Source organism: Peribacillus sp. FSL P2-0133, assembly GCF_037975445.1.
Lineage (GTDB): Bacteria > Bacillota > Bacilli > Bacillales > DSM-1321 > Peribacillus > Peribacillus simplex_E.
Genome location: NZ_CP150254.1, coordinates 3664328 through 3683749, shown reverse-complemented (window position 1 = coordinate 3683749; position 19422 = coordinate 3664328). Strand labels below are relative to the sequence as shown.

Here is a 19422-nt window from a genome sequence, read left to right as displayed (position 1 = left end):
TGATGAGGAAGGCCTTTAAATATGAAATATTGTTCATTAATTATATCGATCATGGATATTATTCTTTTTATATGTGCCAAAATCACTGAATTCAATAAGTTCCATGGAGAGGGCTAGATATCTTTTTGAAAAGAGGGATGCCAAATGGGATTCCATCGTTTCGAAAAGTTGGTCACATACTTTGGTTTTATCACTGTCTTTGCGACCAGCGCCAATTTTTAGTATGGCATGAACAAAGGCATCATCCTCTGTACCATCGGCAACACGATAATGCTTCAATTCAATGGCCCGGGATCGAATGCCGCCAATCGGAAAGATGGAAGGATAGGATATCAGTACATCATTCACCTTCCTTAATAAGCCGTCAATCTGGATTTCATCTTTGATATTATCCGTATATTCAATAATGATATGAGGCATGTGATCAGTCCCTTCCGTTAATTATGGATTTTTAGATGCGGCCGATCCCCGCCTTCAGTAAATATATCGTCACCGACTATTGTGTTAACGAGTTTCCCGATACCTTCAATTTCAGTGATGATTTCATCGCCTACTGCAGTATCCGCCAATCCTTCAGGTGTGCCTGTCAATATGATATCCCCTGGGCTCAATGTCATGAAGCTGCTAAAATATTCAATTAAATCAGCAATGCCGAAAATCATGTCTTTCGTGTTGCCTTGCTGAGTCAATTTTCCGTTGACGTAAGTTTTTATGGCTAGATTCGAAGGATCTGGAATATCCTCGGCATCGACAAGCCAAGGCCCAATTGGGGTGCAGGTATCGCGATTTTTGACCTTTAGGTTAGGTCGGTAGTAATTCTCCAGATAATCCCGTATTGCATAATCATTTGCAATCGTATATCCACTTACATACTTAAAGGCTTCTTCCTTTTTTATGTTCTTCGCCTTTTTACCTACGACGACTGCAAGTTCACATTCATAATGCATATAAGCTGCATCAGCAGGCCGTCTTGTCTGTCCCCGGTGGCCGATAAAGGTATTGGGACCTTTTAAGAACGCAAGGGGTTCTTCCGGGGCTTTAAAAGCAAGCTCTTTCGCATGGTCTGCATAATTCAAGCCAAGCGCGAAGACAGTTCGTGGTTCCACAGGGGGAAGCCAGACAACATCCTGCTCATTGACAATCCTGCCATCCGCCAATTGGAGCTGGCCATAATATTCACTTGCTGAATGTATGGCACCTGCATAGGCTACACGTGCTCTCTTCATAAAATCCCCTCCAGTGATAGTTTTTCCTCGGAAATTATGGTATTTTCCAAATATCCGATTTCGTCTATTTCTATTCTGACATGATCATTGGCTTTTGCCAGCGGTGCATTCTCTGGAACACCAACTAGAAGGACGTCACCCGTACTCAAAGTCATGAAGTCAGTTACATCCTCAATAAGGCGGGATATGGAGCGAATTAGATTTGAAGTTGAATTTTCCTGTCTTAACTCTCCATTTATATATACACGAATTCCTAAAGAATCGGGGTTGGAGATGGATTCCTTGGATACGACCCATGGACCGATCGGGCAAAATCCATCACGGGCTTTATGGCGGATAGCAGGACGGAAAACGCTCTCATGCGGAATGCTAATATCATTGGCGATCGTAAAACCTTCTATATAATCCAATGCATGTTCTTTCTTGACTCTTGTGGCCGTTTTACTGATTACTATTCCAAGTGCGGCCCCGATTTCCAATTCATGTATGCCGTTTGGAAGGGGAACTGGATTTGAAAAAGACGAAAACGTGTTTCTAGGTTTAATATAAAGGATCGGCCCTTTAGGAGGTTCATTATAAGGAGGATGGTAGACCTTTTCCTTCAATGCTTCCAATGATCCTTTATAGTTTAATAATGTTCCATATACGGTTCCTGAAATAGGGTTATCCAACTTGATTTGTGATACCTCATACTTATCACCGTTCATTAATATATAGCGGTTCGACAGTATTTCCATTTCTTCTGAATAATCTGACTTTTTGAGTTTCACTCTTGCTTTTGCCATGGACACTCACCCCTTGTTTTTATTATTAATCATATATGATATCGTATATGATTTATTGTTTAAGTTCAACATATTTAGATTATTCAGTATAATTAGACAAAAAATGTTAGAAAAAAGATGGGTTTCAACAGATAAATGCCTTGAACATTTAGTTAGTATGAAGCTAGGAATTCAAATTGAAAGATTGTGAATGGGGGATGTTCCGATGATGAATGGTAAAGAGTATTTAGAAAGTTTACGAGATGGAAGAACGGTATTCTTGAACGGAGATAAAGTAGATGATGTGACGACACACCCAGCATACCGCAATTCTGCCAGGTCAATTGCCCAACTATATGATGCTCTCCATGATCCGGTTACTGCACGGATTTTAACGGCCAAGACAGATGAAGGTCATACTACCCATAAGTTCTTCAAGGCCTCAAAGAACGCAACAGAGCTGCTTGAAGCAAGGGATGCGATAGCACAATGGTCAAAATTGAGCTATGGTTTCATGGGTCGTACCCCTGACTACAAAGCTGCTTTTACAGGATCATTGGGACCGTATAGCGATTTTTATAAGGGATTTGAAGATAATGCGAAAAGATGGTATGAAAAAACCACAAGGGACGTTCCCTTCTGTAACCATACAATTATAAATCCGGCAATGGACAGGAATAAACCGCTACATGAAAATAAAGAGGTATTTGTGCGTACGGTGGAAGAGCGGGATGATGGGATAATCGTAAGCGGAGCCAAAATGGTTGGAACTTCTGCAGCACTGACGAATTATAATTTTGTCGCGAATTATTCTCCTGTCGATCTTGGGGAAGGAGATAGAAGCCATGCATTGATTTTCTTTGTGCCGATGAATGCGCCGGGATTAAAAATGATCAGCAGACAGTCTTTTGAAGAAACGGCTGCCAAGTCAGGCACTCCTTTCGATTACCCGCTTTCCAGTCGGTTCGACGAAAATGACGCAGTCATCGTCCTTGATCATGTATTCGTCCCATGGGAGAATGTATTCGCCTATAATAATGTGGAAATTGCAAATGGGTTTAGATCCAAGACTGGGTGGATGAATCGATATACATTTCATGGCTGCACACGCTATGCGGTGAAATTGGACTTTATGGCTGGGCTTCTGATGAAAGCTACGGAAATGGCAGGAACGAATCAATTTAGGGGAGTTCAAGCCAATATAGGGGAAGTGCTTGCTTACAGGAATATGTTTTGGGCTATCTCGACAGCGATGGCTACGGATCCGATGGAAGGGCCGAATGGCACTGTTCTACCCAATAGCACATATGCAACTGCATATAGGGTGTTCGCACCAATGGTTTGGCCAAAGGTGAAACAGATATTTGAACAAGTTGTAGCAGGTAATCTCATTCAACTCCCATCAAGCTCCAAGGATTTTTTAAACCCTGAGGTCCGTCCGTATCTCGATAAATATTATAAGGGTACAGGCGGGGTTTCGGCAGTGGAAAGGGTAAAACTGATGAAACTTATATGGGATTCCATCGGCACGGAATTTGGTGGCAGGAATGAATTATATGAAATCAATTATGCAGGTAACCATGAAAATATTAGGCTTGAAACCATGAAAATGGCAGATTTAAATGGACAATCAGATAAATTCAAAGCGTTTGTGGACTTGGCAATGGACGATTATGATCTCCATGGCTGGACAAATGATAAGTGGATAAATGCATATGAAGGCATTAATGCTGATTTGATCCACCTCCGAATGAATTAATCTGATTAAGAAAACGTGAAAAAGAATGGTTTGTATCGGACTCCCACCGGTTTTTCCGCCACTGCATGATATGAATGCGTTTACATTTATCTTGAAAGGAAAGGTATGGAAAAAGTATAATATTATGTAAAAGGAAAGCCGGAGGGAATCATGACGAATCTTTTGAATCTTAAGAATGATGATGGTGAAATTCATTTAAATGATGAGAGGATGATCCTGACTTCCTCTTCGATTTTCGGTACTTTAAGAAAGGACTTGATCGAGAATATTGGATTTGAAAGAATGAAGTCTTTTTTAATACGTTATGGCTGGAATATCGGAGTCAATGATGCTAAAAAGGCACTAAAAGGGAATATGTCAACGGTTAAGGAGATACTGAGGCAAGGCCCCATTTTACATATGCTGCAAGGTTATACAAAAGTTAATACTATGAATCTGGAATTATCGATGGATAGTCAAGCGGAAGTGCACTCTGTAAAGGTGGAAGGGGTTTGGGTGAATTCCTATGAAGCAGAGGAACATATCACTCAGACAGGCATCGCGGAAAAGCCAGTCTGTTATACATTGACGGGATATGCAAGTGGATTTTATTCAACGGTCTGCGGTCATGAAGTGATTTTCAAGGAAAGTGCCTGTAAGGGAGCAGGGCAATCAGAGTGTAGATACGAAGGTAAATCGATACATTTATGGGGCACGGAGATTCAGGATGAGTTGAAATATTATAAAACCGAACCGATTGTACAAGAGCTTGCCGTAACATATGAAAAGCTGCTGGAGGAACGCAATAGTTTGTCAAAAGTGATGGATATTCATAATTTGCTGACAGAAGAGTTAATTAACGGAAGAAGCCTTCAATCCATAGTGAGGATGGTTTATCAGAAAACAAAAATACCTTTGTTGATGGAGAATTTCAATGGCAATCAGGTTTATCATGCTGGCTTTCAGAAAGGGAAGGTGAGGGAAGTCAGGAATCAGCTTAAATTAATGAGGGAAAATGGCCCTGTCACTTTGGAGACCGGAAGAATCGTAAAAGATGGGATGGAGCTGCTTTATACTCCCATAACGTTACAAAATAAAACTTATGGCTATTGTGCCTTTGTGCAGTCTGATCGAGTCGAAGGAAAAACGAACCTGGAAATCAATCGAATGATTCTTGAGAGGGTTTCCATGACTGGTTCCTTATTCCTCTTAAATGAGAAAAGCAGTTTTGAAGCCCTTGAAAGGGTAAAAGGTTTATTTCTTGAACAAATATTAAATAGAGAATTTGCTTCTAGAGAAGAAATAATCAAAAAAAGCATGTATTTAGACGCTTCATTGGATCATCCTTTCACCATTGCGGTGCTGGGCTATGATTTTTCCTCCGATCGGGGGACAGAGAATGACTATTTCATTCAGCAGAAAATCATCGAAGAGATATATAGTTTCTTTAAGAAGCGGAATCAAGTCGTCTTAACAGCATTAAGGGATGGTAATATCGTATTGCTTATACCATTGAGTCCTGGAAATGAATTTCAATTTCTAACCAAGGAATGCATCAATCACTTATATACTGTTTTCAGCGGATATAATTTTAAAATGGGACTTAGCACAACAAGTGATGAATTGGAACGGGCTCAGGATGTTTTTCAAGAAGCTTTAACCGCTTTGAATATGAATGAAGGAACTCGGGATATTACCAAATTTGAAGAAGTCGATCTGCTATCCATTTTAATGCATACTGGTAGTACTCCAGCGGTCCTGCAAAAAGCTGAGAAAATGCTGGGTCCTTTATTGATGAAAGAAGATCCAAAAATGAATGAATTATTGAAAACGCTTTATGTATTTCTGCAATGCGGTGGAAATCTTGAATGCAGCATGAAAGAATTGAACATTTCAATGAGTGGTTTACGCTATAGGATCAAAAGACTTGAAGAGCTGCTTTCCTGCCAAATAAGAAACCCTAAAAGTGCTTTTCAATTATATGCATCATTTGAAACCTTGTTAAAGGCGAAAATGATTACCATTGGTTGATTGGATTCAATCCTTTGTTTAAAAGTAGAAATGTCGATCGATACATATACAGAGATGACTTTCCAGTAATAAGAGCATGGGCATTAGTGAAAAGTAATCTACCATACAATCTGGCGAATACGCGACAAAAACATAATAAGAGTGATTTAAAAGGGCATGGAACTTCCGCTTCAAGTGATTTATTTGCTTGTAAGCAGGGCTATGGGTATAATAAGTAGAGTAAATTCATTAGTAAGTTAAGCTATTTTTGGAGGTAAATTCCGTGAAAATTACAATAAAAGATGCTAGCAAATTCGTCGATCAAGAAGTTACCATTGGAGGCTGGCTTGCCAGCAAACGTTCCAGTGGGAAAATTGCTTTCCTTCAAATCCGTGATGGCTCTGGTTTCATTCAAGGTGTGGTCGTGAAAGCTGAAGTGGGTGAAGAAATTTTCGCTCGTGCGAAATCGATTTCGCAAGAGTCATCCTTGTATGTAACAGGTGTCATTCAAAAGGATGAACGATCGCCGTTCGGTTTTGAGTTACAGGTGAAAGATATTGAAATCATACATGAATCATTGGATTATCCCATTACACCTAAAGCTCATGGTCCCGAATTCTTAATGGATAACCGCCATTTGTGGCTGCGTTCAAAACGGCAGCATGCAGTCATGAAAATCCGGAATGAAATAATCCGTGCTACATATGAATTCTTTAATGAAGAAGGTTTCGTTAAAGTGGATCCCCCAATTTTAACTGGAAGCGCACCAGAAGGAACGAGTGAGTTGTTCGCGACTAAATACTTTGATGAGGATGCATACCTTTCACAAAGTGGTCAGCTCTATATGGAAGCGGCTGCCATGGCACTTGGGAAAGTATTTTCCTTTGGTCCTACCTTCAGGGCAGAAAAATCCAAAACAAGACGACATTTAATCGAGTTCTGGATGATTGAACCAGAAATGGCTTTTATCGAATTTAAAGAAAACCTGGAGGTCCAGGAGCAATTCGTTTCTTCCATCATCCAATCCGTATTGAAAAACTGTCAGCTTGAGTTAAATACACTGGGCCGTGATACAGCGAAGCTTGAACAAATTAAAGCTCCTTTCCCGCGGATTACATATGATGAAGCCATTAAGTTCCTTCATGAACAAGGATTTGATGATATCCAATGGGGTGATGATTTTGGAGCTCCGCATGAAACTGCGATAGCGGAAAGTTATGATAAGCCTGTTTTCATAACTCATTATCCAACCAAAATCAAGCCTTTTTATATGCAGCCAGATCCTTACAGGGAAGAAGTGGTTCTTTGTGCCGATTTGATCGCTCCGGAAGGTTATGGAGAAATAATTGGCGGTTCAGAGCGGATTCATGATCAGGAATTGCTTGAACAGAGAATCAATGAGCATGGCTTGAGCGAAGATGCTTACAAATGGTATATGGAATTAAGAAAATATGGCTCTGTACCGCATTCAGGCTTCGGTTTGGGATTAGAACGCACCGTTGCATGGATCAGTGGAGTCGAGCATGTCCGTGAAACCATCCCGTTCCCACGTCTATTAAATCGATTATATCCTTGATTCCGTAAATGAAGCGGTTATCTTGCCATATTTGGCAGATAACCGTTTTTTGTTAAAATTATAAACTTATTCGGAGAGCCTTATTCATGTTATACTTAACCAGAGGTGTCCAAATACATGAATAAAGAACATTTATATGCGTGGTTTAAGGAAGGAACGATAACGATTCCATCCTTTTTGTTGACTAACTATAGTACAATGGGGCTGAATGAACAAGAAATGGTCCTATTATTACAATTGCAAAGCTTCATCGATAAAGGTAACCATTTCCCTGCACCATCCCAACTTTCTGACCGAATGACATTGCAGGAAACGGAATGTCTATTCTTGATCCAGCGTTTGGTCCAAAGGGGATTTGTTGAAATGGTGGTTGAGGAGAGCCAAGAAATCGGACAGGAAAAATATTCGTTGTCCCCACTTTATGAAAAAATGATGGACTGTTTCTTGAAAACTTTGAAACAGTCAGAGTCTGCTGAAATCCAAAAAGCGGGGGAGAGCCTTTATACGATATTTGAACAGGAGTTTGGCCGCCCTTTATCTCCATTTGAATGTGAGACATTGGCAATGTGGATGGAAGACGACCATCAACCTGAGATCATTAAGTCAGCTCTGAGGGAGTCTGTCATTTCCGGAAAATTGAATTTCCGATACATTGATCGAATTTTATTCGAGTGGAAAAAGAATGGAATTAAAACCTTGGAACAGGCAAGGGAGCAAGGACAAAAATTTAGAGTTCACCAAAAGAGGGACCGAAAGACGGAGACTGCACAACCGTTGAAAGATGTGCCTTTCTATAACTGGCTCGAGCAGTAATGTAAATTGAAGGAGAACCAATATGTTGAATAAAGCTCAAATTCGATATTGTCTGGATACGATGGGTGAAATGTTTCCGGATGCCCATTGTGAGCTGAATCACTCCAATCCATTTGAATTGGTGGTTGCTGTTGCCCTGTCAGCTCAGTGTACGGATGTATTAGTCAATAAAGTCACGAAGGATTTATTTCAGAAATATAAAACGCCTGAGGATTACATAAGCGTTCCGATAGAAGAGTTGGAGAATGACATTCGCTCAATCGGTTTGTTTCGTAACAAGGCGAAGAACATACAAAAGTTGTCGCACATGCTGATCGAAGAGTACGGTAAAGAAGTCCCCAGAGATCGTGATGAGCTAGTTAAATTGCCTGGCGTTGGCAGAAAGACGGCGAATGTAGTCGTTTCCGTTGCTTTTGATGTGCCAGCGATTGCTGTGGATACCCATGTAGAGCGTGTTTCCAAGCGTCTGGGATTATGCCGTTGGAAGGATAGTGTCCTCGATGTTGAGAAAACGTTGATGGCTAAGATACCAAAGGATGAATGGTCCGTTACGCATCACCGCCTGATATTCTTTGGACGCTATCATTGCAAGGCCCAGTCACCAAGATGTGAAACCTGCCCGCTTCTCGAGTTATGCCGTGAAGGTAAAAAAAGAATGAAAAGGAAAGAAGCCAATTGACGCAGTCCATATCATTAAAAGTTCCTAAAGAATTGGACCATTCTTTGTTTTTTCCTGAAAAGGAACCCATCTTGGAAAAAGAGCGATATGCAGTTTGGAGTGAAACGATCCCATTCGAGGCTTTCCCGTATGAGTTACTTTATTATAATAATGTAGAGGCGTATGCTCCTTGGAATAAGGGGGCAATGCATGTAAAGGAACTTCTGGAAATATGGAAGGGAATTGATTCAGAATGCAGTTTGCTATTTTCTGAGCGAAAAGTGGGACAGACATTGGGACTCATGAAGAAGGGGATCGGTTTGTTTTTAACCGCAGTCTACTGGATGCATGGGAAGCCAGTGGTATTGAATGATTTCCGGGTCCAAATAGAATCCTTTAACAATATTCCGGTAAATATGGATGAAAGGCTTTCATTTATCCTTGCAAGACCTGCTTTTTTTCATTCTTATAGACAGCTTAGTGAGTTGTTCCGAGAATTTGAAAAACAATATGTGAAGTTCATGATCAAAAATAAGAACAGCCAAAAAAACGTCTAAGCTAAAAGCTTAGACGTTTTTTTAGTCAATCTTTATATATTTATTCCGTATCTTTGTTTGGATCTGGGTCCGGGTTAGGGTCAGGTTCAGGGGTTTCGACTGGTTTTTCCTCTTCTACCGTTCCGGGGTCAGTGACATCATCCCCGCCTTCGACGTCCTCATCGCCCTTATTGCCATTTCCGTCATCAGTGTTGTTGCCATTTCCATTCCCATTACCATTATTATCATTGTTGCCATTTCCATTATTTCCGTTATTGTCGTTATTGCCGTTTTCACTATTTTCGCCATTGTTATTTTTGTCTTTGTCTTTGTCTTGTTTATCCTCTTCGCCTTCTGCAGGAGTTTCTTGTTCCGGATTTTCACCTTCGGCAGGATCTTCAATCTTCTCGTCCTCAGTACCCTCAGGGACTTCCACTTCAGCAGGTATTTTGACAGATGTACTCGCAGGATCACTTTGTTGGTTATCAACTAGAGCTACCACTGAGAAAGTATATTTACTTCCAGGGGTTGGATTAGGGATCGTTAAACTAGTATCCTTCGATTTTTTTAATACGCTCTGTGCACCGCCGTCCACGGACATCTTAACCTCGAATTGGGTATTCCCATTACCTCTAGGATATGACCATGATAGATTGATTTCATTGCTTTCCTGGTTGTAAGAAGCGTTAATGCCAGGTGAGTCGATTTTTTCATATTCTGTCGTCACTTGTGTTGGCTCGTGGCCTTTAACATAATATTCATAAGTGATTTTACTGCTTGGTGTATATTCATTAGCTTTAACAGCTGGATTCGAACCTTTGATGACTCCAACCTTCACAACACTGTCAGGTTGATCAAAGTCTTTCGTTTCTTTTGATTGAGCCATATGTTCCATTAAATTCTTAAAGATGAATTTAGGGATCCTTTGAGATGATTCACCCAGATATTCCATTTGCTCACCAGATGCATTATCATAACCAGCCCAAACCGCGACTGTATAATTCGTTGTATAACCCGCCATCCAGCTGTCTTTTACACCGGAAGATGGGATGTTGTTCGCTGCACGCTGTTCAGGCGTGAAGTTGGTTGAACCTGTTTTACCGGCTACCGGGAGACTAGGTATATTGGCTAACCTTCCTGTTCCATAAGGTTCTTTCATTACGCTTTTCAACATGTCCGTCACGATGAAAGCTGTTGAATCTTTCATGACAGGCTTTGATTCCGTCTTATTTTTGATGGTTGTTTTATCACGTAAAACAATCTTTTTCACACTATGCGGTTCATTATAGATACCGTTGTTTCCGAATGAACTGTATGCACCGGCAAGTTCAAGTGTAGAAACATCCTTACCGCCGCCCAATGCTGCCGATTCGGTAATTTCCTTGTCAAAAGGAATGCCAAGGTCAGTGGCAAAATCACGTGCCCGGTCCAATCCGACTGCTTGAAGCGTTTTTAAGGCAGGAATATTTAATGACCGTGCCAGTGCTTCACGAGTGGTTACAGTACCATAATGTCGTCCTGAAGCATTTTTAAGCGGTGTTCCATTACTGTATTTATATTCCTCATCCTTGATTTGTTGGTAGGTGGACCAGTTTAAATATTCCACGGCAGGACCATAATCCAGAATCGGCTTAATGGTCGAACCAGGTGACCGCTTGGCATCCGTTGCATAATTCCAGCCGCGTTTAACCGTCGTGTTCCTGCCGCCGCCCACTGCTTTAATTTCACCAGTTTCTGTATCGAGTAATGTGACTCCTGCTTGGAGATCTTTACTTGGATAATTGATGATTTCATCACTGTTCAACATGTTATAGACATATTCTTGGGCATCTTTATCAATGGTCGTTTGGATTTCCAAACCGTCGGTAAAGACGTTATAGTCACCCATATCCCCGACTTCCTCAATTACCAAATCGATGAATGCATCGTATGCGGTCGTATCGATTTGGCTCTTATCGATTTCTTGAAGCCCTTCAGTTATATCGATGCTTTGTGCATCTTTCATTTCTGTTTCGGTGATATATCCATGTTTATTCATTAAGTGCAGAACAATATCACGGCGTTCTTTCGCACGTTCAGGGTGTTTATACGGGTCATACCTGCTTGGGCTTTGCGGTAAACCTACAAGCATGGCCGCTTCGTTCAATTTCAATTCGTTAAGATCTTTTCCATAATAAGTTTGCGATGCAGTTAAGATCCCGTTGGCGCGGTTTGCAAAGAATATCTTATTCACATACATTTCGAAAATTTCTTCTTTTGTATATTTTCTTTCAAGCTGAATGGATAGCCACATTTCCTGGACTTTCCTTTTAATGGTCTTATCAGGTGTTAAATAAGAACGCTTGATAACCTGCTGGGTCAATGTACTTGCACCCTCTGAGCCGAATCCGTTTTTGAAGTTAGCTATGACGGCACTGCCCAGACGTAAGAAATCGACCCCGTGGTGTTCATAAAAACGTGAATCTTCCGTTGCCAGGAAAGCTTCTTCGACTAAATCGGGAATATCTTCATAATTTACATAATCCCGGTTTTCCTTTCCGATTTCAGCTAGCAATTTACCATTTTCATCGAGAATCTTGGATGTGACCGGATCTTTCAAAAGCTTTTCGTCAAGTTTTGGAGCGTCGCTTATAAAGTAAGCCATTGCAGCTCCACCGGCAACAAGGCCTATTATTCCGATTGTAACAAGTATAAGGAAAATTCGCTTAAGCATATTGGTTGGCTTTTTAGGACCTTTATTCTGTCCCTTTTTTTGAGTCTGCCCCTGCTTTCGGCGTTCTTCTCTAGTATTATATTTTTCAGCCATTACAGCTAACCTGCCTTTCTAAAAAAACTAAAAATTTTCTGCGATGAGCGAATCTACTACTTTAATATAGTCAATTCTCGGTTGAAAGCCAAGAGTAATCTTTCGTGAACTGCTTTCAACCTCTTGAAGAGTTATAGATTTGCGTCCGCCTTCTTTCATTCTTTTCCAATAAAAACTCAGTTGTTCAGAACTCATTAGATATATATCTTCCATTGCGGAAAACCGGATGATGACAAACGCAATTCCGTCATGCTGAACGATATGTTTCATATGTTCAATTTGATGGTCATGAAAATTCTTCAAAGGGAACGAACTGCTGTTTTTCGTTTCCTTTGCTTCAAAATCAATGTACTTTCCTTTATAAACACCATTGTAATCGGTGGTCGATGCTTGTTTGAAATAAGCCTCTTTAATGACTGCAGCACTTCTTTTCGGATAGTGGACATCGACAATTTGAATGGGTGTCGGTTTTTTATGGATGACGGCAATGCCGTGTGCTAAATAATACTGATTGGTTTCGTTCAAATCGTCTTCCAATGTTTTTCCCCGGTTGCTGTAACTGATTTTTTTTAGTGGGCTTTTCTTTTCTTCCATAGCCTGCGGTACAAACTTTCGTCCATTGGGATAATGAAATGCCACTTTTACCCCTCCTTTTTTTTCACTTTTCTATATTAGCAAAAAAAGAATCCAATATGTGAATAAAAAGAATTGTTTCTTAGAACGATAGGATTTATGTACAACTATATGTCACAATTCATCGCTATGGAAAGGCTGGACTCATAGATGCGAATGTTAAAGACGGAAAAGCAATTGCTCCATTCCATAAAAGCCCAAACCGCTAAAGGGAATAGGGATAATATATCAAGAACAAAAGCATATGAACAATTTTTTAGAATGCATCCAGAAATACAATGGTCTTTTTTAGCTGGGATGGTTTCTAGGAATGCAGGCTGGAATATGTGTGATCTTGAAGGAATTTGGTTTTCCCATTTGCTTGGCCTTAAATATAGGCATCACTTATTCCTAACGTATGAAGAAGCCAACTGGAGAATATTCCAAGATGCGTATCCGCAATTACTTCTCTATCATTATTCGACGAAGTATGGACGTCCTTTGTTTCACTTATGTCATTATTTTTTTATTACCAAATTCATGAAGAACGAATGGTATTCCTTTTGGAAACATGGAGATCGTGAAAAATTAGTCACTGCGCTTATCATAAATGAACAAAACATCATTGAAGAACCGGTTATTAAAAAGCAATCTTTCGTTTTTCATTCTCTATTATTTTTCCTGCAGGACTGGATGCATTTTAGCACCGTTTTATTTCCAACTTGCAATGGAGAACTGTATGGCTCGTCGGTTTCGCATTTTAGAAATATAGATAAAAGGATTGAATTGGGGAAAAGGTTGGCTGGCCTTTTGTTTTCTGAAGATTTGTTTCCGCGCTTTTTTGAATTTTCCTGCAGGACTGAACCAACGGGTGCCAGATATGATTATGAACAATATCGAAAAAAGCCTAGGTACCATGAAACCCCGATGCTGAGGGGCGTATATCCTGTGATTCATCATCGAGCAGGGGAGACAGAGCAATGGGATATGAAAAAAAGGGTTAAAAAAAAATGGTTTATTGAACCCAAATGGGAAGAAGAGCCGTATTTGACCGATTGGTATGACCATAAACAAAAGCAGCTGCACACGGCAGCAATAATCAAAAATTTGATTTTATAATAGGAAACAGGGAAGGCGTCGATTAAGCCTTCCCTGTTTATCGTTCAGTATTTATGTCTTACGTAGAGGGGCGGTTTTCTCCACTAAGTTTCGGGTTTCCCGTTCCTGCCTTTTTAGTGGGCGGCTTTTGTCGTTTTTCGTTTTTTTGCTGTCTGCTTTCATTCGACTGCATAAAATCACCTCCTGTCTGTATTCTTGTTTAAAACTTCATTCTTCATTCTGCCATTGTTGTCGAAGGGCATAATAAATTAAGTGAATTGCACTTTCTTTGCCGATTCCCTTCTAGTTTTGTCAGTCATGAAGGGCTTTCAGATAAAAAAAAGAATAGTACAGGTAAAGAATGGGAGGGATCAGCATGGTCAATAAAAGTGTCGCAACAGAAGAGATATTAAGGATGATAGCTGAGATCAGTACCAGCCTGGATCGTTTGGAAATTTCATATGGGGAAACTGTAAATACAGTGCGGTGCAAACTATGGGCGGAGCAATATACCTTAGTTAATGAAGCCCAGGAAGCCATTGAGAAAGCCGAGGATTATTGGGTAAATGCTGAAGGTCCAAACCACTCCTTTTCCATTGTCCCGGAAAAAAGAATGATAAAGCACAAGGTTTTCACGGAATTGCCCGTATAAGCCAGAGGAATATCATTTTATAAAGAATTGGATTATACTTAGGGAAACAATTGTACGGAGGAATTTAATGTGCAAAAAGAAAAAATGCAGCTATTAACAGAACAATTAATACAATATGCGGTCAATGCGGATGAGATTTATGAGGGTGTACGCAAGGAAGGAAAGGAAAAGGATTTCTTTTCGGAAGTCAAGCCGTTTGCAGACCTGGTCAGGACCGCATGCATCGAATGGGAAACCGGAATGAAGGAGTGGATGAAAGAAACCGAATTCAGGCATCTTTTCCCCGAGCAAATCGAACAAACCGCCCATAACCTTTCTGATGTGGCCGTTCAGGCATTTTTTCCTAAAACAAGTTATAAGCGATTTAAAAGCCACGTCCAATCGGTCGAATTCATCCTTAATAATGTAAAAACGGAAATCGATCGGATTTTATCATAAAAACACCTACACTATATTACCTCTTTTTTCATATATTATCAGAACCATGTAATGAAAAAAGAGGAGGGCTCATTGACATGATGAGATCCGGTTTTAACCAAATCTCCCCAAATCAAGGACAGTTTCCTCAACCAATGCCGGAATATTGGGGAGGGTACCAACAGCCAATGCCGTATCCTCCGCCAAATAATCATAATCTTGAACAATCATTTATGTATCCATATCATCTCCAGGATACAGGGGGCTATATGACGCCATATCATGATCCTTATCAGCAGGCTGCCTATCATCCATTCCAACAAGTCCAGCAGCAGGCGATGCCTGTGGGTGCTTATCCGGGCAACAGTGTAATGCAGCCAATGGCACAAATGCACCCAATCCAGTCCAATCAACAGCCGCAAGCTTTTAGTCCGTTCGCCAATCCGTTACAGCCAGCTAAAAGACCTCCGCAAAGTCAGCAGCAGGCCCATAATCCATATCCTAAGCAGCAGTTCATGCAAAAACCCCAGCCATCGGGTTTCAAATCGGTCATGAATCAATTCAAAACACAAGATGGCTCCATGGATATAACGAAGATGATGAATACAGCCGGACAAATGATGAATACTGTTTCTCAAGTATCTTCAATGGTCAAAGGTGTAGGGGGCTTCTTCAAAGCTTAGATGGTGAATAAAGGAAAAGCAGACTTATAAGTGACCAGCCACTTTTTTAAGTCTGCTTTTATTCATGCCTAATGAATTTCAATCCGATTCCCTCTGATTTTGGGTAGGTTAAGCGTGAGGATGCCATCGCGATGTCGCGCGGTCACATTTGCTTCATCAATCGGCTTTGGAAAGGAAATGGTCCTTGATAAAGTACCGGCTGAAACTTCCTTTTGGAACAATCCTTGATTTTTATGCTTTCTATCTACATGCTTTGCAGATATGGTTACGGCATGGGACAGTACATCAATTGATATTTGGCTGCGTGCAATTCCGGGCAGGGTGGCTGTAAGGGTATATTCTGAATGCGTTTCGTGAACATCAACCGGAAAGCTGCGTTCTTTCGCCGAACCGAAGAACTCGTCAAGAGATTGCAGCATGCCTTTAGGGGGCCTCTCGGAAAACAGCCGATCCATTTTGTTAATGAAATGGGTAAAGGGTTCTATTCGATTCCGATTATTATTTTTTTCAGAAGAGGTCATCACGGTGCTCCTTTCTAAAAAATCCTTTGCCTATAGGCTATGTGAGAAATGAAGAAATGTGAATGCACTGTTGGGTTTCAGATACAGGTATATAGGGAATAACGTTACTGAATGATTAGTAAAGGAAATGAGGGATTAATATGACAGATGGCAAGCTTTCTTACATAGACACCGGGAAAGGTAATGAAACATTGTTGTTTATCCATGGGTTTTGCGGAAGCCATGAATATTGGAGTGACATCATTGCTGAATTAAAGGGTGAATACCGGATTATTGCCGTTGATTTACGGGGGCATGGTGCAAGTGAGGAAATAGATGGATCTTTCTCGATTGAAGATATGGCTGCTGATATTGCTTCATTTTTGGAAGAACTGGAAATCGGGCAGGTCTATATGTTTGGTCATTCGCTTGGGGGATATATCACCTTGGCATTCGCAGAAAGGTTTCCTGGGAAATTGTCTGGTTTTTCATTGGTACATTCCACCGCTTTCCCGGACGATGAGACTGGAAAGGCTGGGCGCTTAAAGTCTGTCGAGAAAATCGAAAGTGAGGGAATCCCCGCTTTCATTGACGGACTTATACCAAAGCTTTTCGCTAATTCCGATGATCCTAATATTGACCATATAAAGGAAATCGGATATAAAACAAGTGAAATTGGTGCAATAGGGTCTTTACATGCTATGAGGAACAGAATTGACAGAAATCATGTACTCAAAGATACGGAGTTGCCAGTCCTATTGGTTGCAGGTGAACAGGATAAGGTGATTCCCGTTGATAAAACCTTCTCTGTAAAAGGGAGCCATATCAATGAAGTTATACTTAAGGGCAGCGGCCATATGGGAATGTTGGAAGCTCCAAGCAGGCTAATCGAAGAAATCATTCGCTTTGTCGAGAAGAATTAAATGAAAAAAGACCGAGCTGGAAACGAGATGGTGACGTTTCCAGCTTTTTTTTTTTTTGAAAAGGAAATAGTTTCCCTTTTGCATAGAACGTTCATTCGGTAGAATAGGAGTATGAGGTGGTCATATGAAACTGCGAAAAAATTTACAAGAAGTCATCAATGATTTAAAAACAAATGAGGATTTTAAAGATAATATAGTACATTGGCAAGTAATTGAAGCAAAAGAGGCAAAACATGTACCATTTCCCGATGCAATGAATGATAAAATCAAGCATGCTCTTGAATTACGGGGGATAAATGGATTGTATACCCATCAGGCAACTGCATTTGATACTGCTGTCGGTGGCAATAGCCTTGTAGCGGTCACACCTACTGCTTCTGGAAAAACATTATGCTATAATTTGCCGGTCCTTCAAAAAATACTGGAAGATAAAAAAACTAGGGCGCTTTATATTTTTCCGACAAAAGCGCTGAGTTATGATCAAAAGAGCGAATTGAATGAAATGATTCATGAAATGGATGCTGAGATAAATAGTTATACATACGATGGGGACACACCTTCAAATATCAGGCAAAAAATCCGCCAGGCAGGGCATATCGTGATCACCAATCCTGATATGCTCCATTCCGGTATCCTGCCCCATCATACGAAATGGGTCTCTTTGTTTGAAAACTTGAAGTATGTGGTAATCGATGAACTTCATATTTACCGAGGCGTTTTCGGAAGTCATACAGCCAACGTCATAAGAAGGTTAAAAAGGATCTGCAAGTTTTATGGAAGCGACCCTGTATTCATCTGTACATCCGCTACGATCAATAACCCAAAAGAGTTGGCAGAAGAGCTCACGGAAAAACAAATGGTCCTAATCGATAATAACGGAGCCCCAAGTGGTAAAAAGCATTTTGTGTTTTACAATCCCCCAATAGTAAATAAACCGCTGAACATACGAAGGAGCGCGGTTTTGGAAGTCCGGAAACTAGCAAATGAATTTTTGAAAAATAAAATTCAAACGATCGTTTTTGCGCGAAGCAGGGTTCGTGTGGAAATTCTATTGACATATTTACAGGAACTTGTGTCAAAGCAACTGGGGCCAAAGTCGATCAGGGGCTATCGCGGTGGATATCTGCCAACACAGCGCAGAGAAATTGAACAAGGACTCAGGGATGGTTCCATTTATGGAGTGGTTTCCACAAATGCACTTGAGTTGGGCGTCGATATCGGCCAGCTTCAGGTTTGCATAATGACTGGTTACCCTGGATCCATATCGAGTGCTTGGCAACAGGCGGGACGAGCAGGTAGAAGGCATGGTGAAGCATTGATCGTCATGGTCGGCAGTTCTAGTGCCCTAGATCAATATATCGTACAGCATCCCGAATATTTCTTTACCAGAAATCCAGAAACTGCCAGAATCAATCCGGATAATCTTTTGATCTTGGTTGATCATGTAAAATGTGCAGCATATGAGCTTCCATTTAAAAAAGGCGATACCTTTGGGAAAACAGAGATTATGGACGTTCTTGAATTCCTTACGGAAGAAAGGGTCTTACACTTAAATGGGGACAAATGGCATTGGATGAATGATGCTTTTCCCGCAAGCAATATCAGCCTGCGTTCAGCGGCACAGGAAAATGTCGTGATCATCGACCAAACGAATGCACCGGTTAATCGGGTCATAGGGGAAATGGATACGTTCAGTGCAATGACCCTCCTCCACGATGAAGCCATCTATTTGCACCAGGGAATTCAATTTCAGGTGGAAGAACTTGATTGGGATGAAAAGAAAGCTTATGTACGTGAAGTCAATGTGGACTATTATACGGATGCCAACCTTGCTGTTCAGTTGTCTGTATTGGAAGTCGATAAACAGCGAACTTTCGCTTCCACAGCAGCTGCTTTTGGTGATGTCGCAATCCGGGCGATGCCTACGATCTTCAAAAAAATCAAATTCGAAACTCATGAGAATATTGGTTCAGGACCAATCAGTCTCCCGGAGATGGAACTGCACACGAGTTCAGCCATGCTTTCCATGGATCCCGATATATTTAAGTGGGACGAAAATCGGATAGAACAAGGAATGATAGGTGCCTCCCATGCTCTTAATTACATGATTCCGCTACATGTTATGTGCGATCCGCATGATATTCATGTTTATCCGCAGGTTAAGGCAGCACATAATGAAAAACCGACCATTTTTATCTATGATAGTTATCCGGGAGGCATAGGGTTAAGTGATAAAGTATATGAAAACTCTGAAGTCATTCTGCTTGAAACAATATCAATGATTGAAAATTGCGCTTGTGAAAGCGGCTGTCCTTCCTGTATCGGGACGGAATCCGCAACGAAAACAGCCAAGAGTGATGCCAAACAATTATTGGGTCAATTTTGTAAGCAAAAACATTAATAGATTACA

The 19422-nt window shown here is 40.7% G+C and carries 18 protein-coding genes; 12 read left to right on the top strand and 6 right to left on the bottom strand.

The features are described from left to right. Positions 1–36 precede the first annotated feature (36 nt). From MKY17_RS17600 to MKY17_RS17590, 3 genes are read right to left on the bottom strand one after another with little or no spacing between them, the layout of a single operon-like run. Positions 37–420 carry a 5-carboxymethyl-2-hydroxymuconate Delta-isomerase gene (locus tag MKY17_RS17600; RefSeq protein WP_098370746.1) on the bottom strand — a complete coding sequence of 128 codons (384 nt, stop codon included), beginning with the start codon at positions 418–420 and terminating at the stop codon, positions 37–39. A 17-nt stretch (positions 421–437) separates the two neighbouring features. Then, positions 438–1226 (bottom strand): fumarylacetoacetate hydrolase family protein, encoded by a 789-nt coding sequence (locus MKY17_RS17595; protein ID WP_098370745.1) that lies wholly within the window; start codon positions 1224–1226, stop codon positions 438–440. Beyond that, positions 1223–2011, bottom strand: coding sequence for a fumarylacetoacetate hydrolase family protein (locus MKY17_RS17590; protein WP_098370744.1), 789 nt, complete (start codon positions 2009–2011; stop codon positions 1223–1225). The genes MKY17_RS17595 and MKY17_RS17590 overlap by 4 nt, the downstream gene beginning before the upstream one ends. Before the next feature lie 205 nt (positions 2012–2216). Here MKY17_RS17590 and MKY17_RS17585 point away from each other — a divergent pair, with 205 nt between their 5' ends. The 6 genes from MKY17_RS17585 to MKY17_RS17560 all read left to right on the top strand — a co-directional run bounded on the left by MKY17_RS17585 (position 2217) and on the right by MKY17_RS17560 (position 9342). After that, positions 2217–3749 carry a 4-hydroxyphenylacetate 3-hydroxylase family protein gene (locus MKY17_RS17585; RefSeq protein WP_098370743.1) on the top strand — a complete coding sequence of 511 codons (1533 nt, stop codon included), beginning with the start codon at positions 2217–2219 and terminating at the stop codon, positions 3747–3749. A gap of 150 nt (positions 3750–3899) precedes the next feature. Next, positions 3900–5759, top strand: coding sequence for a XylR N-terminal domain-containing protein (locus MKY17_RS17580; protein WP_098370742.1), 1860 nt, complete (start codon positions 3900–3902; stop codon positions 5757–5759). 262 nt (positions 5760–6021) lie between these two features. Further along, positions 6022–7314: an asparagine--tRNA ligase gene (gene asnS / locus MKY17_RS17575; protein ID WP_098370741.1), complete on the top strand. Its 1293-nt coding sequence runs from the start codon at positions 6022–6024 to the stop codon at positions 7312–7314. Positions 7315–7431: 117 nt separating this feature from the next. Next, entirely contained in the window at positions 7432–8127 is a 696-nt protein-coding gene (locus MKY17_RS17570; protein ID WP_098370740.1) for a DnaD domain-containing protein, read from the top strand. Between the two features lie 22 nt (positions 8128–8149). Then, positions 8150–8806, top strand: coding sequence for an endonuclease III (nth, locus tag MKY17_RS17565; RefSeq protein WP_076365732.1), 657 nt, complete (start codon positions 8150–8152; stop codon positions 8804–8806). Then, on the top strand, positions 8803–9342 hold the full coding sequence (locus MKY17_RS17560; protein WP_098370739.1) for a YpoC family protein: 540 nt from the start codon (positions 8803–8805) through the stop codon (positions 9340–9342). Before nth ends, MKY17_RS17560 begins: the two co-directional genes overlap by 4 nt. A gap of 40 nt (positions 9343–9382) precedes the next feature. Here MKY17_RS17560 and MKY17_RS17555 read toward each other — a convergent pair whose 3' ends face one another. Both MKY17_RS17555 and recU read right to left on the bottom strand, forming a co-directional pair. After that, positions 9383–12127 (bottom strand): PBP1A family penicillin-binding protein, encoded by a 2745-nt coding sequence (locus MKY17_RS17555; protein ID WP_098370738.1) that lies wholly within the window; start codon positions 12125–12127, stop codon positions 9383–9385. 27 nt (positions 12128–12154) lie between these two features. Further along, a complete protein-coding gene (gene recU, locus MKY17_RS17550; protein ID WP_076365738.1) occupies positions 12155–12766 on the bottom strand; it encodes a Holliday junction resolvase RecU in 612 nt (203 codons plus the stop codon). A 144-nt stretch (positions 12767–12910) separates the two neighbouring features. On the opposite strand from recU, the gene MKY17_RS17545 reads away from it, so the two are divergent. The 4 genes from MKY17_RS17545 to MKY17_RS17530 all read left to right on the top strand — a co-directional run bounded on the left by MKY17_RS17545 (position 12911) and on the right by MKY17_RS17530 (position 15589). After that, a complete protein-coding gene (locus tag MKY17_RS17545) occupies positions 12911–13858 on the top strand; it encodes a DUF2515 family protein (RefSeq protein ID WP_098370737.1) in 948 nt (315 codons plus the stop codon). 355 nt (positions 13859–14213) lie between these two features. Continuing rightward, complete coding sequence (locus MKY17_RS17540) at positions 14214–14489, top strand: hypothetical protein (RefSeq protein WP_098370736.1); 276 nt, start codon at positions 14214–14216, stop codon at positions 14487–14489. Between the two features lie 69 nt (positions 14490–14558). Beyond that, entirely contained in the window at positions 14559–14927 is a 369-nt protein-coding gene (locus MKY17_RS17535; RefSeq protein WP_098370735.1) for a YppE family protein, read from the top strand. A gap of 77 nt (positions 14928–15004) precedes the next feature. Then, positions 15005–15589, top strand: coding sequence for a YppG family protein (locus tag MKY17_RS17530; RefSeq protein ID WP_286176973.1), 585 nt, complete (start codon positions 15005–15007; stop codon positions 15587–15589). A gap of 68 nt (positions 15590–15657) precedes the next feature. Here MKY17_RS17530 and MKY17_RS17525 read toward each other — a convergent pair whose 3' ends face one another. Further along, positions 15658–16110 (bottom strand): Hsp20/alpha crystallin family protein, encoded by a 453-nt coding sequence (locus MKY17_RS17525; RefSeq protein ID WP_098370734.1) that lies wholly within the window; start codon positions 16108–16110, stop codon positions 15658–15660. 140 nt (positions 16111–16250) lie between these two features. On the opposite strand from MKY17_RS17525, the gene MKY17_RS17520 reads away from it, so the two are divergent. Together MKY17_RS17520 and MKY17_RS17515 are read left to right on the top strand one after the other, a co-directional pair. After that, positions 16251–17012 carry an alpha/beta hydrolase gene (locus MKY17_RS17520; RefSeq protein ID WP_098370733.1) on the top strand — a complete coding sequence of 254 codons (762 nt, stop codon included), beginning with the start codon at positions 16251–16253 and terminating at the stop codon, positions 17010–17012. A 124-nt stretch (positions 17013–17136) separates the two neighbouring features. Then, the gene (locus tag MKY17_RS17515) at positions 17137–19413 is read left to right on the top strand and encodes a DEAD/DEAH box helicase (RefSeq protein WP_098370732.1); all 2277 of its coding nucleotides are present in this window, start codon (positions 17137–17139) and stop codon (positions 19411–19413) included. Positions 19414–19422 lie beyond the last annotated feature (9 nt).

Coding starts and splice junctions, on each gene's coding strand:
- MKY17_RS17515 (WP_098370732.1), top strand. CDS start 17,137: ATGAAACTGCGAAAAAATTTACAAGAAGTCATCAATGATTTAAAAACA.
- MKY17_RS17595 (WP_098370745.1), bottom strand. CDS start 1,226: ATGAAGAGAGCACGTGTAGCCTATGCAGGTGCCATACATTCAGCAAGT.
- MKY17_RS17540 (WP_098370736.1), top strand. CDS start 14,214: ATGGTCAATAAAAGTGTCGCAACAGAAGAGATATTAAGGATGATAGCT.
- MKY17_RS17555 (WP_098370738.1), bottom strand. CDS start 12,127: ATGGCTGAAAAATATAATACTAGAGAAGAACGCCGAAAGCAGGGGCAG.
- MKY17_RS17590 (WP_098370744.1), bottom strand. CDS start 2,011: ATGGCAAAAGCAAGAGTGAAACTCAAAAAGTCAGATTATTCAGAAGAA.
- MKY17_RS17585 (WP_098370743.1), top strand. CDS start 2,217: ATGATGAATGGTAAAGAGTATTTAGAAAGTTTACGAGATGGAAGAACG.
- MKY17_RS17525 (WP_098370734.1), bottom strand. CDS start 16,110: ATGACCTCTTCTGAAAAAAATAATAATCGGAATCGAATAGAACCCTTT.
- MKY17_RS17570 (WP_098370740.1), top strand. CDS start 7,432: ATGAATAAAGAACATTTATATGCGTGGTTTAAGGAAGGAACGATAACG.
- MKY17_RS17600 (WP_098370746.1), bottom strand. CDS start 420: ATGCCTCATATCATTATTGAATATACGGATAATATCAAAGATGAAATC.
- MKY17_RS17530 (WP_286176973.1), top strand. CDS start 15,005: ATGATGAGATCCGGTTTTAACCAAATCTCCCCAAATCAAGGACAGTTT.
- MKY17_RS17545 (WP_098370737.1), top strand. CDS start 12,911: ATGCGAATGTTAAAGACGGAAAAGCAATTGCTCCATTCCATAAAAGCC.
- MKY17_RS17580 (WP_098370742.1), top strand. CDS start 3,900: ATGACGAATCTTTTGAATCTTAAGAATGATGATGGTGAAATTCATTTA.
- nth (WP_076365732.1), top strand. CDS start 8,150: ATGTTGAATAAAGCTCAAATTCGATATTGTCTGGATACGATGGGTGAA.
- MKY17_RS17520 (WP_098370733.1), top strand. CDS start 16,251: ATGACAGATGGCAAGCTTTCTTACATAGACACCGGGAAAGGTAATGAA.